General features: G+C 75.9%; 13 protein-coding genes. 7 read left to right on the forward strand and 6 right to left on the reverse strand.

The annotated features are described in order from the left end of the window. The coding region (locus DQW06_RS17710; RefSeq protein ID WP_232833064.1) for a sensor histidine kinase at positions 1 to 1,265 on the forward strand (1,265 nt) is incomplete at its 5' end. After that, on the forward strand, positions 1,246 to 1,890 hold the full coding sequence (locus DQW06_RS17715; RefSeq protein ID WP_013153164.1) for a response regulator transcription factor: 645 nt from the start codon (positions 1,246 to 1,248) through the stop codon (positions 1,888 to 1,890). The genes DQW06_RS17710 and DQW06_RS17715, both read left to right, overlap by 20 nt. 101 nt (positions 1,891 to 1,991) lie before the next feature. On the opposite strand, the gene DQW06_RS17720 is transcribed toward DQW06_RS17715, so the two are convergent. The 4 genes from DQW06_RS17720 to DQW06_RS17735 all read right to left on the reverse strand — a co-directional run bounded on the left by DQW06_RS17720 (position 1,992) and on the right by DQW06_RS17735 (position 6,344). After that, a complete protein-coding gene (locus DQW06_RS17720; protein WP_117198943.1) occupies positions 1,992 to 3,686 on the reverse strand; it encodes a serine/threonine-protein kinase in 1,695 nt (564 codons plus the stop codon). Between the two features lie 211 nt (positions 3,687 to 3,897). Further along, positions 3,898 to 5,184, reverse strand: a complete 1,287-nt coding sequence (locus tag DQW06_RS17725; protein ID WP_071622113.1) for an RNA polymerase sigma factor — start codon at positions 5,182 to 5,184, stop codon at positions 3,898 to 3,900. Positions 5,185 to 5,199: 15 nt separating this feature from the next. Then, positions 5,200 to 5,619 carry a YciI family protein gene (locus DQW06_RS17730; RefSeq protein ID WP_013153167.1) on the reverse strand — a complete coding sequence of 140 codons (420 nt, stop codon included), beginning with the start codon at positions 5,617 to 5,619 and terminating at the stop codon, positions 5,200 to 5,202. 185 nt (positions 5,620 to 5,804) lie between these two features. Further along, positions 5,805 to 6,344 (reverse strand): TetR/AcrR family transcriptional regulator, encoded by a 540-nt coding sequence (locus DQW06_RS17735; protein ID WP_117198944.1) that lies wholly within the window; start codon positions 6,342 to 6,344, stop codon positions 5,805 to 5,807. Between the two features lie 68 nt (positions 6,345 to 6,412). Here DQW06_RS17735 and DQW06_RS17740 point away from each other — a divergent pair, with 68 nt between their 5' ends. Then, on the forward strand, positions 6,413 to 6,709 hold the full coding sequence (locus DQW06_RS17740; protein WP_198662476.1) for a hypothetical protein: 297 nt from the start codon (positions 6,413 to 6,415) through the stop codon (positions 6,707 to 6,709). A gap of 22 nt (positions 6,710 to 6,731) precedes the next feature. Here the strand turns inward: DQW06_RS17740 and DQW06_RS17745 are convergent, their stop codons facing one another. Beyond that, a complete protein-coding gene (locus DQW06_RS17745) occupies positions 6,732 to 7,610 on the reverse strand; it encodes an alpha/beta fold hydrolase (protein ID WP_117198945.1) in 879 nt (292 codons plus the stop codon). 160 nt (positions 7,611 to 7,770) lie between these two features. Between DQW06_RS17745 and DQW06_RS17750 the strand changes: the two genes are divergently transcribed. From DQW06_RS17750 to DQW06_RS17765, 4 genes are all read left to right on the forward strand, one after another. Then, positions 7,771 to 11,232 carry a BTAD domain-containing putative transcriptional regulator gene (locus DQW06_RS17750; protein WP_117198946.1) on the forward strand — a complete coding sequence of 1,154 codons (3,462 nt, stop codon included), beginning with the start codon at positions 7,771 to 7,773 and terminating at the stop codon, positions 11,230 to 11,232. Between the two features lie 166 nt (positions 11,233 to 11,398). Further along, the gene (locus DQW06_RS17755; protein WP_013153170.1) at positions 11,399 to 12,346 is read left to right on the forward strand and encodes a metal ABC transporter substrate-binding protein; all 948 of its coding nucleotides are present in this window, start codon (positions 11,399 to 11,401) and stop codon (positions 12,344 to 12,346) included. After that, a complete protein-coding gene (locus DQW06_RS17760; RefSeq protein WP_013153171.1) occupies positions 12,343 to 13,089 on the forward strand; it encodes a metal ABC transporter ATP-binding protein in 747 nt (248 codons plus the stop codon). Before DQW06_RS17755 ends, DQW06_RS17760 begins: the two co-directional genes overlap by 4 nt. Continuing rightward, positions 13,077 to 13,991, forward strand: a complete 915-nt coding sequence (locus tag DQW06_RS17765; protein WP_013153172.1) for a metal ABC transporter permease — start codon at positions 13,077 to 13,079, stop codon at positions 13,989 to 13,991. Before DQW06_RS17760 ends, DQW06_RS17765 begins: the two co-directional genes overlap by 13 nt. Positions 13,992 to 14,030: 39 nt before the next feature. On the opposite strand, the gene DQW06_RS17770 is transcribed toward DQW06_RS17765, so the two are convergent. Then, a partial coding sequence (locus tag DQW06_RS17770) for a zinc-binding dehydrogenase (protein WP_157983476.1) occupies positions 14,031 to 14,485 on the reverse strand: 455 nt, incomplete at its 5' end.

Below are 14,485 nucleotides of genomic sequence, written 5' to 3' on the forward strand. Positions count from 1 at the left end.
TGGCCGAGTGGGCCGGGGACGGGGACGGTCCCCGCGCCTGGGCGCGTGCGGCGGCCGCGCCGCTGGCACGGGCCGGGCGCGAGTTGACGGGCACCCTGCTGGGGCTGTGCACCGCCGTGCTCACGCTGGTGTGGGTCCTCGCGGCGGCCGCGGCGCTGGTGTGCGCCCCGTTCCTGACCTCCCGGGCCCGGCACCGGTTCCGCGGCGTGGTGACCCGGTGGGCGGTGCGCCTGGGCGACGCGGACCTGGCCCGCCTGGCCCGGTGGTCGGGGGGCGGCGTGGCCGGCCCGGGGGTCGAGGCCGCCCCGCGCGTGGCCTACCTGCTGCTGCGCCTTCCGGCGGCGCTGCTGTGCGGCTACCTGGCGCCCACGGCGCTGATGCTGGTGGTGGTCTTCGTCGGCGGGGCCGCACTGGAGCTGTTCACCGGGGGCGGCACCCACGTGCCGGTGCTCATGCCCGGCGCGCGGGTACACGTCTCCAGCATCAGCGTGGGCCTGCTCATGGGCCTGGTCGTCCTGGCGGCGACGTGGCTGGTGGTGGCGGTGGCCTCGGCCGCCGACCGCGCCCTGGCCCGCCGTCTGGTGGGTCCCAGCAGCGAGGACCTGCTGCACCGGCGCATCGACGAGCTGACCTCCACCCGGTCGGGCATCGTGCGGGCGGTGGACGAGGAGCGGCGGCGCATCGAACGCGACCTGCACGACGGGGTCCAGCAGCGCGTGGTGGCGCTGGCCATGCTGCTGGGGCGGGCCCAGCGCGGCCACGACCCCGAGCGCGCGGCGCGGCTGGTCCGCCAGGCGCACACCGAGACCCGGGTACTGCTGGACGAGCTGCGGGAGGTGGCCTGGCGGGTCTACCCCACCGCGCTGGACACCCTGGGCCTGGAGGCGGCGCTGACCGAGGTGGCCGAACGCAGCCCGCTGCCGGTGCGGGTGCGCGCGCGCCTGTCGGCCCCGCCGCCCCGCGAACTGGCCACGGCGGTGTACTTCGTGGCGCGCGAGGCCATCACCAACGCCGTCAAGCACGCCGGGGCCGAGGTGGTGATCGTGCACCTGGACGACGCCGACGGCGTCCTGGACCTGCGGGTGCTCGACGACGGCCGCGGCGGCGCCGACCCCGCTGGCGGCGGACTGACCGGCCTGGCCAGGCGGGTGCGGGCCCTGGACGGCACACTGGCGGTACACAGTCCCCGGGGCGGTCCGACCACGGTACGCGCCGCGCTGCCCCTGACCACGATACGGAGCCCCCATGCGCCTGGTGATCGCTGACGACTCGGTCCTGCTCAGGGAGGGCCTGGTGCGGTTGTTGGAGGAGGAGGGCCACGAGGTGGCGGCGGCGGTCGGCGACGCCGACGCGCTGCTGGCCGCGGTCGCCGAGCACGCGCCCGACGCCGCCGTGGTGGACGTGCGGATGCCGCCCACCCACACCGACGAGGGGCTGCGGGCGGCGCTGCGCATCCGCGCCGAGCACGGGAGGGTCGCGGTGCTGGTGCTGTCGCAGTACGTGGAGCAGCGCTACGCCGCCGAACTGCTGGCCGGGGCCTCGGGAGGGGTGGGCTACCTGCTCAAGGACCGGGTGTCGGAGGTGGGGGAGTTCCTGGAGGCCCTGGAGCGGGTGCGCGCGGGCGGGGCGGCCTTCGACCCCGAGGTGGTGCGCCAGCTGCTGGCGCGCACCACCCACACCGACCCGCTGGCCCGGCTCACCCCGCGCGAGCGCGACGTCCTGGAGCACATGGCGCAGGGGCTGAGCAACGCCTCGATCGCCGAGCGGCTGTACGTGTCGCTGAGCGCGGTGGAGAAGCACGTCAACGCGATCTTCGACAAGCTGGGTCTGGGGCACGCCTCCGGTTACAGCCGCCGGGTGCTGGCGGTGCTGCGCTACCTGGGCAGCTGAGCGCGGCCGCGTCGCCGCTCCCGCCGACCCCGCACCACGGCGCCGGAGTCCGGGGAGCGGGGCGGGCGGACCGGACCGCGGTGGTGCGGGCCGGAGCGGGATCAGGCCGGGCCGAAGGACTCCATGGCGGCGGTGCGCTGGGCGCCCTGGTCGGCCCACGAGGCGTCGGTGGAGGCCCAGGCCAGCGCGTAGTACACCCCGGGCGCCACCGCGATGTTGCGGGTCAGCACGCGGCGCGTCTCGCCGGTCTCGTCCCGCCAGGTGAACTCCCACTCGGCGGCCGAGTGGAAGCCGGTGTCGTCGGTGACGTCGGTGATCCGCACCCGCTCGTAGCCCGGCAGCCGCCCCGAGTCGTACACGCCCTGCTCCTGGTCCAGGACGTGCTGGTACTCGTCGTCGGTGGGGTGCTCGGCCATGTCGATCTGGAGGTAGTCGGCGTTGTCGGGGGACTCGAAGAAGACGCTGCTGCCGTCCACCCGGCGGATCCAGCCCTCGGGGACGCTCAGACCGAAGCCCTCGGGGTCCTCGGTCCAGGTCGTCCCGGGCACGGGGGCGCCGTCGGCGCCGCCCTCCTGGGGCGTGCCGGTCTCCTCCGGGGCGGTGGCGTCCCCCTCGTTCCCGCCCCCGGCCTGCTGCTCTCCGGCACCGGGTTCGGGGGACTCCTCCGTGCCCGTCCCGGAGGCGGCGGCACCGGTGTCGGACCCCCACGGGTCGAGCACCACCACCAGCGCCGCCACCGCCACCAGCGAGGCCAGGCCCAGGGTGAGCACCACCATCGGCCAGGACAGCCGTCCGCCCCGCCGCGGTTCCGGCGCCGCCGTGACCGTGGTCTGCGACGGGACCGCCGCGGGGCCCCGCGGAACCGGTCCCGGGGATCCGGGCGGGACCGGCCCCGGGGTGACCGCGCGTGCGGGCGCGCTCAACGGCCGTGTCGGCACGGACACGGTCGTGGCCGAGGGGGCCGCGGCGGCGGTGCCCGCCTCCGCCTCCGCGGTCAGCAGCGCGCGGCAGCGGTCGGCGTCGATCCGCCCGGCCGGGTCCTTCACCAGCAGGCCCCGTACCGCCTGGCCCAGCGGGCCCCGGCCCAGGACGTCGGGCGGCTCCTCGGAGGTGACGGCGTGCAGTGTGGCGGGGATGCCCTCGCGGCGGAACGGGGAGGTGCCGGTGGCCATGTGGTACAGGGTGGCGCCCAGGGACCACAGGTCGCTCGCCGGGGTCGCCGGACTCATCGCCAGCCGCTCGGGGGCCAGGTAGGCGGGGGAGCCCATCACCCCGGCCGTCTGGGTGACGGAGGAGGTGTCGGCGATGGTGGCGATGCCGAAGTCGGTGAGCACCACACGCCCGGCGTCGGTGACCATGACGTTCTCGGGTTTGACGTCGCGGTGGGTGATCCCCTGCCCGTGCGCGGTGCTCAGCGCGCTGAGCAGGTCGAGCCCCCACCGGGCGGTCACGCGGGCGCCGCGCGGGCCCTCCTGGCGGACCAGCGCGTGCAGGGAGCGCCCGCTGAGGAACTCCATGACGATCCACGGGCGCCCGTCGTCCTGGACGATGTCGTGCACGGTGACGATGTTGGGGTGGCCGCCCATCGCGGTGGCCTGCGCCTCGCGCCGGGCCCTGGCGGCCATCCGGTCGCGCTCGTGGTCGTCCAGGCCCGGGCCCAGGAGGATCTCCTTGACCGCGACGGTGCGGTTGAGCTCGGTGTCGTGGGCGCGCCAGACCCGGCCCATCCCGCCCCGGCCGATCTCGGCCAGCAGCTGGTAGCGGCCACGCAGTGTGCGGTGCGGCTCGGCCCCCATCGGACTCCCTTGCGGTGCGGGCCGTCGTGACCCCGTGGACGTCGAAAAGCCCGCAGGGACAGCGGTCCTCCATGCGAGCGGAGCGACCATAGTACTGAGGTACGACGGTGCTCCGGCCTCGTGGGAGCCCCGTCCCTGGTCAGTCCGCAGCGCCGGAGTCCCGGGGCCGGCGCGGGCCGCGGCGCGGTGCTCCCCGGGGGGTGCGGAACGGTCAGCCCAGGTCGGCGAGTTTGCGCTCCAGCACCTCCCGCTCGCGCTCGTTGCCGCACCGGCGCACGGCCAGCTCCAGTTCGGTGCGCGCCTCACCGGTGCGCCCCAGGCGCACGAGCAGCTCCCCGCGCACGTTCGGCAGCAGGTGCGAGTCCGCCAGCGCCCCGGCCGCCGCCAGCTCGTCCACGATCCGCAGCGCCTCGGCCGGTCCCCGGGCCATGGAGACCGCCACCGCCCGGTTGAGGTCCACCACCGGGGAGGGCGCCAGACGGCCGAGCGCCTCGTAGAGCAGCACGATCCGCTCCCAGTCCGTCTCCCGCACCGAGGCGGCGAGCGCGTGGCACTCGGCGATCGCGGCCTGGAGGCCGTAGGCGCCCAGCCCCCGGCCGGTCCTCCCCGCGCGGGCCAGGGCGGCCCGTCCCCGGCGGATCGCGGCGCGGTCCCAGCGGCGGCGGTCCTGGTGCTCCAGCAGCACCGGCCGCCCGTCAGCCCCGGTCCGGGCGGGGAAGCGCGCCGCGGTCAGCTCCAGCAGCGCCAGCAGGCCGTGGACCTCGGGCTGGTCGGGGACCAGACGGGCCAGCACCCGGGCCAGGCGCTGGGCCTCGCCCGCGAGGTCGAGCCGGAGCAGGTCGCCGCCGGAGCTGGCCGAGGAGCCCTCGGTGAAGATCAGGTAGACCACGTTGAGCACCGAGCCGAGCCGCTGGGGCCGTTCCTGGGCCGGGGGTACCCCGAAGGGCACCCGGGCCGCCCCGAGGGTCCTCTTGGCCCGGGTGATCCTGGCCTGCACGGTCGCGGTCGGGACCAGGAACGCCCTGGCGATCTCGTCGCTGGTCAGACCGCCGACCACCCGCAGGGTGAGCGCCACCCTGGCCTCCCGCGACAGCACGGGGTGGCAGGCGGTGAACATCAGCGCGAGCACGTCGTCGTCGATCCGGTCCGGATCCCACAGCACGTCGTCGGCCTCCCGTGCGGGGTCGGCGGGCGCGCTGCCCGAGGCGGCGCCGCCCTCGCCCAGGTCACGGGCGAGGACGGCGTACCTGTCGTCCAGGGCGGAGCGGCGGCGGAACGCGTCGATCGCGCGGCGGCGGCCGACGGTGAGCAGCCACCCCGCCGGGTTGCGGGGCACGCCCTCGCGCGGCCAGGTCACCAGCGCCTCGGCCAGCGCCTCCTGGCCCAGGTCCTCGGCCAGGGCGAAGTCGCCGGTGTAGCGCGCGAGCGCGCCGACGATCCGCGCCGAGTCGATCCGCCAGACGGCGGCTACGGCCTCGCGGCCGGTGGGGTCAGCCATCTCCGGTCGGTCCGCTCAGAGCTGGCCGGTGGCCTCGCGCCAGGCCCGCTCCCTCTGGATCCACTCGTTGTCCTGCGGGAACTCGTCGATCGTGGTGACCCGGCGGATCTCGGTCTTGAAACCGGGGCCGGTCATCGGCGACCGCTTGGCCCACTCCACGGCCTCCTCCTTGGAGGCCACGTTGAGGATGTAGAACCCGCCGAACAGCTCCTTGGTCTCGCCGTAGGGGCCGTCGGTGACCACGGGCGGCTCGGAGGAGTAGTCGACGACCACGCCCTCGGCGGCGTCGTCGAGGCCCTCCGCGGCGAGCAGCACCCCGGCGCGGATCATCTCCTCGTTGTACCGGCCCATGGTCGCGAGCATCTCGTCGAAGTCGATCTCGCCCATTCCCGCGAAGGCCTCGTCGGTGGCGCGCATGATCAGCATGTACTTCATGGCTCTGTCTCCCTGGGTGTCGCGGACCCCTTCCGGGCCCTTCCACCCCTAGGTCGAACGGGGGTGCCGCGGATCGACACGTCCACCGATCTTTTTCCGAGGAATTCTGACAGAGTCCGGATCCGCTGGTGGGGCGACGCCCCGCCGGACCGCGCCGACCGCCCTCCAGGGCACTGGCGCCCAGCTCAGGGCGTGCCGGTGAGCCTGCCCATGACGTCGTACACCTGCCGGGGAGTCATCGGGGCGCCGGGAAGCGGTCCCCGGGCGGCGTCCGCGCGCAGTCCGCCGAGCACGAGGGCCAGCCCGCGGCGCCAGGCGTCGGGCGCGGCGTCCCCGGCCGCACGGGCGAGCAGGGCGTCGGTGCCGAAGACGATCAGGAGGTCCTCGCCGGTGAAGTCCGGGCGCAGGGCGCCGGCCCGCCGCGCGCGCTCGACGATCCGCGTGGTGGCGTCCTGTGCCCTGGCGCAGACGGACATCAGGCGTTCGGCACGCGGATAGCGCCCGCTGACCACGTCGGCGAGCGCGGGGTCGGTGACCTGGAGTTCGCAGACCCTCTCGACGTAGTACACGAACCCCTCCCAGGCCCCCTCGAAGGCCAGGGCGTGCTCGGCTGCCTGGTCGAGGCGGTCGGCGGCCAGGTCGGTCACCACTTCGTCGATGAGCGCCTCGCGGGTGCCGAAGAGGTTGTAGAGGGTGCCGTGGCTCACGCCCGCCCGGCGGGCGATCTCCTTAGTGGACCGAACGCGGCGACGGCGCCTTCCTGCTGGCCCGGGGCTACTCGGCGGCGCGACCGATGCCCGACCTCAGCGGCCTGGGCCCGGTGATGGCGGCCACCCGCAACTACCTGTGCTCCCTCCACGCCGAACTGGCCGACAAGGGCGTCTACGCCGGCGCCCTGACCATCGCCTCCCTGATCGACCGCAGCGAGGTGTCCGCCGCGGCCCGGGCCGCCTTCGACGCGGCCGACGGCCCGCGGTTCCCGGTCGCCGACCCCGACGACCTCGCCGAGCACTGCTGGAACATGTACACGGTCCGTGACCGCGCCGAGCGGTTCCACCCCGAGTCGCTGACTCCGCCGACCAGGGCGTAGCAGCCGCAGACGCCGGGGGCGCCTACCGGGCCAGCAGGCCGCGCAGCGCCCCGACCACCTCGGCCGGGGCCTCCTCGGCCATGAAGTGGCCGCAGGTCACCGTGCTGTGGTGCAGGTCGGGGGCCCAGGCCCGCCACACCGCGGCGGCGTCGTAGCCCAGCGCCGCACCCCAGTCCTGCTGGAGCACCGTCACCGGCATGGCCAGGCGCCGCCCGGCCGCGCGGTCGGCCTCGTCGTGTTCGACGTCGATCCCGGCCGAGGCCCGGTAGTCGGCCACGATCGAGGGCACGGCCTCGCGCGAGGCCCGCAGGTAGGCGGCGCGCACCTCGGCGGGGATCGCCTCGGGGTCGCGCGTCCAGATGTCCAGGAAGTGTCCGAAGAAAGCGTCCGGGCTGGCGCCGATCAGCTGCTCGGGCAGGCCCGGGGGCTGGGCCATGAGGTACAGGTGGAAGCCCACCGCTGCCGAGGCCCCGCGCATGACCTCCCACATGTCCAGGGTCGGCAGCACGTCGAGCGAGGCCAGGTGCGTGACGGCGCCGGGGTGGTCCAGCCCGGCGCGGATCGCGACCAGGGCGCCCCGGTCGTGGCCCGCCAGGGCGAAGCGCTCGTGGCCCAGGGCGCGGGCCAGGGCGACGACGTCGGCGGCCATGGTGCGCTTGGCGTAGCCGTGGCCGTCGGTGTCGGCGGGCTTGTCGCTGTCGCCGTAGCCGCGCAGGTCCGGGCAGATGACGGTGTGGTCGGCGGCCAGGTCGGCCGCGACGTGCCGCCACATCAGGTGGGTCTGGGGGAAGCCGTGCAGCAGCACGAGGGGGCTGCCCGAGCCGCCGACGGCGGCGTTGAGCGCCACGCCCTCGGCGACGGGCACGCGCTGGTAGTCGAATCCCGGGATCCTGGGTTCCACGGTGGTCTCCTCCGTCGGGTTGGAGTCGGGTCCCCGGCGGTCGCCGGGGAACTCGGTCGTCCACGAGCCTGCCGGGAGCCGATGAGCAGCCGATGAGCAGCGGTTGAGCGGGGGCGTCGGCGGCCCCGTCCGGTGCGGACGGCCGGATAGATTGGCTGCCATGGGGGGAGAGGCGACGCAGGCGGCGGTGTCCTTCCGCGTGCTGGGCCCTCTGGAGGCCGTCGGCGCGCACGGGCCGCTCGCCCTCAAGGGGCCGCGGCACCGCGCGGTGCTGGCCCGGCTCCTGGTCGCCGAGGGCCGTGCCGTGCCCGTGGACCGCCTCGTGGACGACCTGTGGGAGGCGCCCGCCGAGGGCTCCGTGGCGGCGGTGCGCACCTTCGTCTCCGCGCTGCGCCGGTCCCTGGAACCGGACCGGCCCGCGCGGCGACCCGCCCGGCTGCTGGTGACCGCGCCACCGGGTTACGCGCTGCGGGCCGGACCCGACGCGGTCGACGCCCGGCGCTTCGCCGCGGCCGTGGCCCGCGGCGGAGCACTGCTCACCGAGGACCGGCCCGGAGCGGCGCTGGACGGGCTGGAGGAGGCCCTCGGGTGGTGGCGGGGGCCCGCCTACGCCGAGTTCGCCGCCTACCCCTGGGCGCGGGCCGAGGCCGACCGGATGGAGGGGCTGCGGCTGCTGGCGGTGGAGCGGCACGCCGAGGCCCTCCTGGCGCTGGGCCGTGCGGGCGACGCCGTGCCCGCCCTGGAGGCGCACGCCCTGGCCCACCCCCTGCGCGAGAACGCCTGGCGGCAGTGGGTGCTGGCCCTGTACCGCTCGGGCCGCCAGGGTGACGCGCTGGCCGCCCTGCGCCGCGCCCGCCGGACCCTGGCGGACGAACTGGGGGTGGACCCCGGCCCCGAACTGCGGCGGTTGGAGTCCGACGTCCTGGCCCAGGCTCCCCACCTCATCCCGCGTGCCGCCACCGCGGTTCCGGCACGGGCGGAGAGCGCGCCCGAACGCGCCCAGCGTCCCTTCGTGGGCCGGGCCCGGGAGCTGGAACTGCTGGAGGGGGCCGCCGCCTCCGCCGCGCCGCGCGCTCCGGCCCGGGTCGCGCTGGTCTCCGGCGACGCCGGGGCGGGTAAGACGGCCCTGGCCGAGGAACTCGCGCGGCGGCTGGCCGGGCGCGGGTGGACCGCGGCCTGGGGGCGCGGCCCCGAGCACGAGGGGGCGCCCGCGGTCTGGCCCTGGACGCAGATCGCCGCCGTGCTGACGGCGGCCGCGGACACCGCGACCCACGGGGTCGCCACCGGCCCGGCACAGGCCGCGGAACACGCCGCCGACCCCGGCGCCCCGCGCGCTGCCACCACCGACCCCACCGGCACCGGATCCGGGGCCCCGCGCATCGATACCGCCACGGCCACGGGCATCACAGCGCCCAGCGGCACCGCTGCTCCCGCCCGGGACGACGACACCACAGCGCCCGGGGTCGCCAGCGCGGACCCCGCCGCGGCCCGGTTCGGCGTCCTGCGCCGGGCCGCCCGCCTCCTCGCCTCGGCCGCGCGGCGCGGCCCCGTCCTGCTGGTCTTCGACGACCTGCACCGGGCGGCGGAGGAGACCCTGGAACTGTTCACCTTCCTGGCCGCCGAACCGCTCCCCGGGCCCGTGCTGCTCGTGGGGACCTACCGGACCGGCGAGGTCCTGCCCGCGCTGACCGCGGCCCTGGCCCGGCTCGCCCCCGGCGAACCGGCCCGCGCCTACCTGGGCGGGCTGGCCGAGGACGCGACCGGCGCGCTCGTACGGGCCCTGGTCGGCCGCGACGTCGACGGGCGGGCGCTGCGCACCGTCCACCGGCGCAGCGGCGGCAACCCCTTCTTCGTCCGTGAGCTGGCCCGGTTGCTGTCCGACGGGGACGGCGCCGCGCTCGACGCGGTCCCCGCCGGGGTGCGCGACGTCATCCGCCACCGCCTGGGCTCCCTCACGCCCGGGGCCCGGGCCCTGCTGCGGCAGGCCTCGGTGATCGGCCGCGACATCGACCCCGACGTCCTGTCGGCCCTGTCCCCGGACGGGGACGCCCTGCTCGACGCCCTGGACGAGGCACTGGAGGCGGGCTTCCTCACCGACCGCGCCGAACCGGACGAGCCCGACGGCGCCCCCGGCCTGCGCTTCGCGCACGTGCTGGTGCGCGACACCCTCTACCAGGACCTCTCCCGACCGCGCCGGGCGCACTGGCACACGGCGGTGGCCGAGGCCGTCGAGGCGCTGCACCCCGACCGGGCCGACCTGCTCGCGCACCACTTCGGGCGGGCGGGAACCCGCGCCACCGCGACCCGGGCCGCCCACCACGCCCGCACAGCCGCCCTGCGGGCCGAGGAGCGCTTCGCCCCGCACGAGGCGGCCCGGCTGTGGCGGGAGGCCGTCGCCGCCCACGACCGCTCCGGCGAGGACCGGCCCCGCGAACGCCTGGAGGCGGTCATGGGCATGGTGCGGGCGCTGGCCGTCACCGGCCGCCTGGAGGAGGCCCGCCACCACCGCGCCCGGGCGGTCGCCGCGGCCGAGGAGCTGGGTGACGCGGAACTGACGGCGCAGGTCATCACCGCCTTCGACGTGCCCGCCCTGTGGCCGCGCAACGACGACGAGGAGCTGGCCCGCCAGATCGCCAGGGCCGCCGAGCGCACCCTGGCCGCGCTGCCCGAGGACCGCCCCGAGCAGCGCGTCCGCCTGCTGTGCGCCCTGGCCCTGGAACTGCGCGGCACCGCCACCGGCCGGGGCCCGGACGCGGCCCGCCGGGCCGAGGAGGCCGCCCGCGGGCTCGGCGACCCCGCCCTGCTGTGCCTGGCGCTCAACGCCCGCTTCATGCAGTCCTTCCAGGGCTCCGGGCGGGCCCCGCAGCGCGTGGAGATCGGCGCGGAGCTGGTCGACCTGGCCTCTCGGCACGGCCTGGTGACCTTCGAGGTGCTGGGCCACCTCGTCCTGGTCCAGGCGCACTCCGCGCTCGCCGACTTCGGTGCCGCCGACGCCCACGCGGCCGACGCCGACCGGCTGGGCTCGCGCTACGGGATTCCGCTGGTGGGGGTGTTCACCCGCTGGTACGAGGCACTGCGCACGGCCGCGCGGGGGGCCGTCGAGGAGGCCGAGGCCGCCTACCGTGCCGCGAGCGTGCGGCTCGCCGACACCGGCATGCCCGGTGTGGAACAGGGCATCCTGCCCCTGGCGCTGCTGTGTCTGCGCCTTCAGGGCGGCCGACCCGCACCGGTGGACCCGCGCCAGGACTGGGGCCCCTACGCGCCCTGGGCCGACGCCCTGGCCTCGCCCGAGTCCGCGCCCCCGCCGCCCGACGCACCGCCCGGCCTGCTCGGGGAGGCTCTGACCTGTCTGGCCGCCCGGGCCGCCACCGCCGTCGGCGACCACCCCGCGATGGAGCGCGCCCACCGCCTGCTCTCACCCGCCGCCGGGGAGCTGGCCGGTGCGGGCAGCGGTCTGTTGACCCTGGGACCGGTCGCGCACCAGCTCGGCGACCTCGACCGCGCGCTCGGACGCCGTGAGCGGGCCGCGGAGCACTACCGGCTGGCCCTGCGCGTGGCCATCCGGGCCGGGTCGCCGCACTGGACAGCCGCGGCCCGGGCGGCCCTAGCCGACCTGGACTGAGCCGCGCGCCGTACCGGTGGCGGGGTTCGCGGGGCCCGCCGCTTCCGCGCCGTCTGCTCCATCGGCGCGGGCGGGACGGCGCCGTCCAGGACACGAGGCCCGGGCGACGACCGCGACACGCCCGCCGCGATGTGTAGTTTGGCCCTGTTGTGGTAAAAAGTTAGGCGTGCCGAACTTTCAAGATGAGGCTTCTTCACACTCCTGGTCGGCGAAGCTCCCCGCCGCCTCCCTCGCCCTGGTCCTGGGCCTGACCGCCTGTTCCTCCTCCGCCGGGCAGGAGCGCGACGACGGACGGCCCCTGGTCCTGACCACGTTCACCGTCCTGGCGGACATGGCACGCAACGTCGCCGACGGACGCGTGGAGGTCGCCTCGCTCACCCGGCCCGGAGCCGAGATCCACGGCTACGAACCCACCCCCGACGACCTCGTCCGCGGCCGGGACGCCGACCTGATCCTGGAGAACGGGCTCGGCCTGGAGGCATGGTTCAGCCAGTTCACCGAACGCGTGCAGGCCCCCACCGCCGTGCTCAGCGACGGTGTCGAGACCATCCCCATCTCCGCGGGGGAGTACGAGGGCCAGCCCAACCCCCACGCCTGGATGTCACCCGACAACGCCCCCGTCTACGTCGACAACATCCGCGACGCCCTCACCGAACTCGACCCCGAGGGCGAACGGGTCTACGCCGAGGCGGCCGAGGCCTACAAGGACGAGATCAGCGGGGTCGGCGACTACCTGGAGGACGAACTCGCCGGGGTCCCCGACAGCTCCCGCGCCCTGGTCACCTGCGAGGGCGCCTTCTCCTACCTGGCGCGCGACGCGGGGCTGACCGAGATGTACCTGTGGCCGGTCAACGCCGAGACCCAGGGCACCCCCCGGCAGACCGCCGCCGTCACCGAGTTCGTCCGCGACAACCAGGTGCCCGCCGTCTTCTGCGAGAGCACCGTCAACGACGGCTCCCAGCGCTCGGTGGCGCGCGAGACCGGCGCCGCCATGGGCCGGACCCTCTACGTCGACTCCCTGTCCGAGGAGGGCGGTCCCGTCCCCACCTACCTGGACCTGCTGCGCCACGACGCCGAGGCCATCGTGGCCGGGCTGCGGGGGGAGGAGCGGTGAACGCCGCCATCGAGGTCACCGACGCCACCGTCCGCTACGGCGACGTCCTGGCGCTGGACGGCGTGAGCCTGTCCGTCGCCCCGGGCCGCGTCTGCGGCCTGCTGGGCACCAACGGGTCGGGCAAGTCCACCCTGTTCAAGACCGTGCTGGGCCTCGTCCCCGCCGACGGGGGGCGGGTGCGGATTTTGGGGCACACCGGGGCCGCCGCCCGCCGCCGCGGGCTGGTGGGCTACGTGCCCCAGTCCGAACAGGTCGACTGGGCCTTCCCGGTCCGCGTGCGCGACGTGGTGATGATGGGCCGCTACGGACGCATGGGACAGCGGCGGCGCCCCCGCCCCGCCGACCGGGAGGCGGTCGAGCACGCCCTGGACCGCACCCACCTGGGAGACCTGGCCGACCGCCAGATCGGCGCGCTCTCCGGCGGCCAGCGCAAACGCGCCTTCGTGGCCCGCGCCATCGCCCAGGGCGCCGACGTGCTCCTGCTCGACGAGCCCTTCGCCGGGGTCGACAAGCGTTCGGAGGGGCGCATCACCGAACTGCTGCTGCAACTGCGCGGCGAGGGCCACACCCTGCTCGTGTCCACCCACGACCTGGCCCAGGTGCCCGCCCTGTGCGACGAGGCGGTGCTGCTCCAGCGCCGCGTCGTGGCGCACGGCGCCCCCGAGGAGGTCCTGCGCCCGGAGACCCTCATGGAGGCCTTCGGGGTCCACACCGACGAGGAGGGAACGGCATGGACGCGCTGACCGCGGTCGCGGAGTGGTTCACGGTGCCCCTGGGCTTCGACTTCGTCCGGCGCGCCCTGCTGGTCAGCGTGGTCGCCGGAGTGGCGTGCGCCGTGCTGTCGTGCTGGATGACGCTGGTGGGCTGGTCGCTGATGGGCGACGCCGTCTCCCACGCCGTCCTGCCCGGGGTGGTGCTGTCCTACCTGTTCGGGCTGCCCTTCGCCGTGGGCGCGCTGGTCTTCGGAGCCGGGTCGGTCGCCCTGATCGGGGTGGTCAACCGCACCTCCCGGGTCAAGGAGGACGCCGTCATCGGGGTGGTCTTCACGGCCATGTTCGCCCTGGGCCTGGTCCTGGTCTCGCGCGTGCCCAGCCAGACCGACCTGGGTCACATCCTGTTCGGCAACGTGCTGGGGGTGTCGGACACCGACATCTGGCAGGTGCTCGTCCTGGCCGGGGTGGTGCTGGCGGTGGTCTGGTACAAGCACCGCGACCTGACCCTGTACGCCTTCGACCCGGTCCACGCGCACGCGGTGGGCATCAACCCCCGCCTGCTGGAGACGCTGCTGCTGGGGCTGCTGTCGGTCACGGTGGTGGTGGCCCTCCAGGCGGTGGGGATCATCCTGGTCGTGGCCATGGTCATCGTCCCCGGAGCGACCGCCTACCTGCTCACCGACCGCTTCGAGCGGATGCTGGTCATCTCCGCTGCGGTGGCCGTGGCGGCGGCCGTGGCGGGGGTGTTCCTCAGCTTCCACCTGAACGTGTCCACCGGCGGGGCGATCGTGCTGGCCCAGTCGTCGGCCTTCACCCTGGCCTACCTGTTCTCGCCCCGCCAGGGCGTGCTCCGGCGGCGCCGCGCCGCACGGGGGGCCGGGGGCCGCGCGGTCGGCCGTGGGCGGACCCGCCCCGCGAAGGAACCGTCCTAGGTCCACCGCCGCCGACGGGCGCGGCCCGCCGCGTCGCCGCTAGGGGCGCCGCACGTCGATGACGTACTTCCCGCGGACGCCGCCCGCCTCCAGCCCGCGGTGGGCCTCCGCGATGTCGGCCATCGGGAGGACCGTGTCGACCATGGGACGGATCTTCCCCTCCTCGACGGCCCGGGTGAGCTCGGCGATGCGCTCCGCCGACGGGTCGTTGCTGAAGAGCTTGGTCCGGCCGGGCCGTACGACGGCCCGGAGCCCGGTGCCGAGCAGGGACCTGAGGACGCGGTCCGGGTCGAAGGCGAGCGCGACCATGCGCCCGCGCCGGTGCAGCCGCGCCTGGTAGGCGCCGAGGTCGGTGCCGACCAGGTCGACGATGACGTCGAAGCGGCCGAGGTCCTGCGGCCGGGTCGTGCGGTAGTCCAGGGCCTCGTCGGCGCCGAGTCCTCGGATCCAGTCGAGGTTGCGGGCCCCGGCGAGGGCGGTGACCTCGGCGCCGA

Source organism: Nocardiopsis sp. TNDT3 (assembly GCF_003427465.1).
Classification (GTDB): Bacteria; Actinomycetota; Actinomycetes; order Streptosporangiales; family Streptosporangiaceae; genus Nocardiopsis; species Nocardiopsis dassonvillei.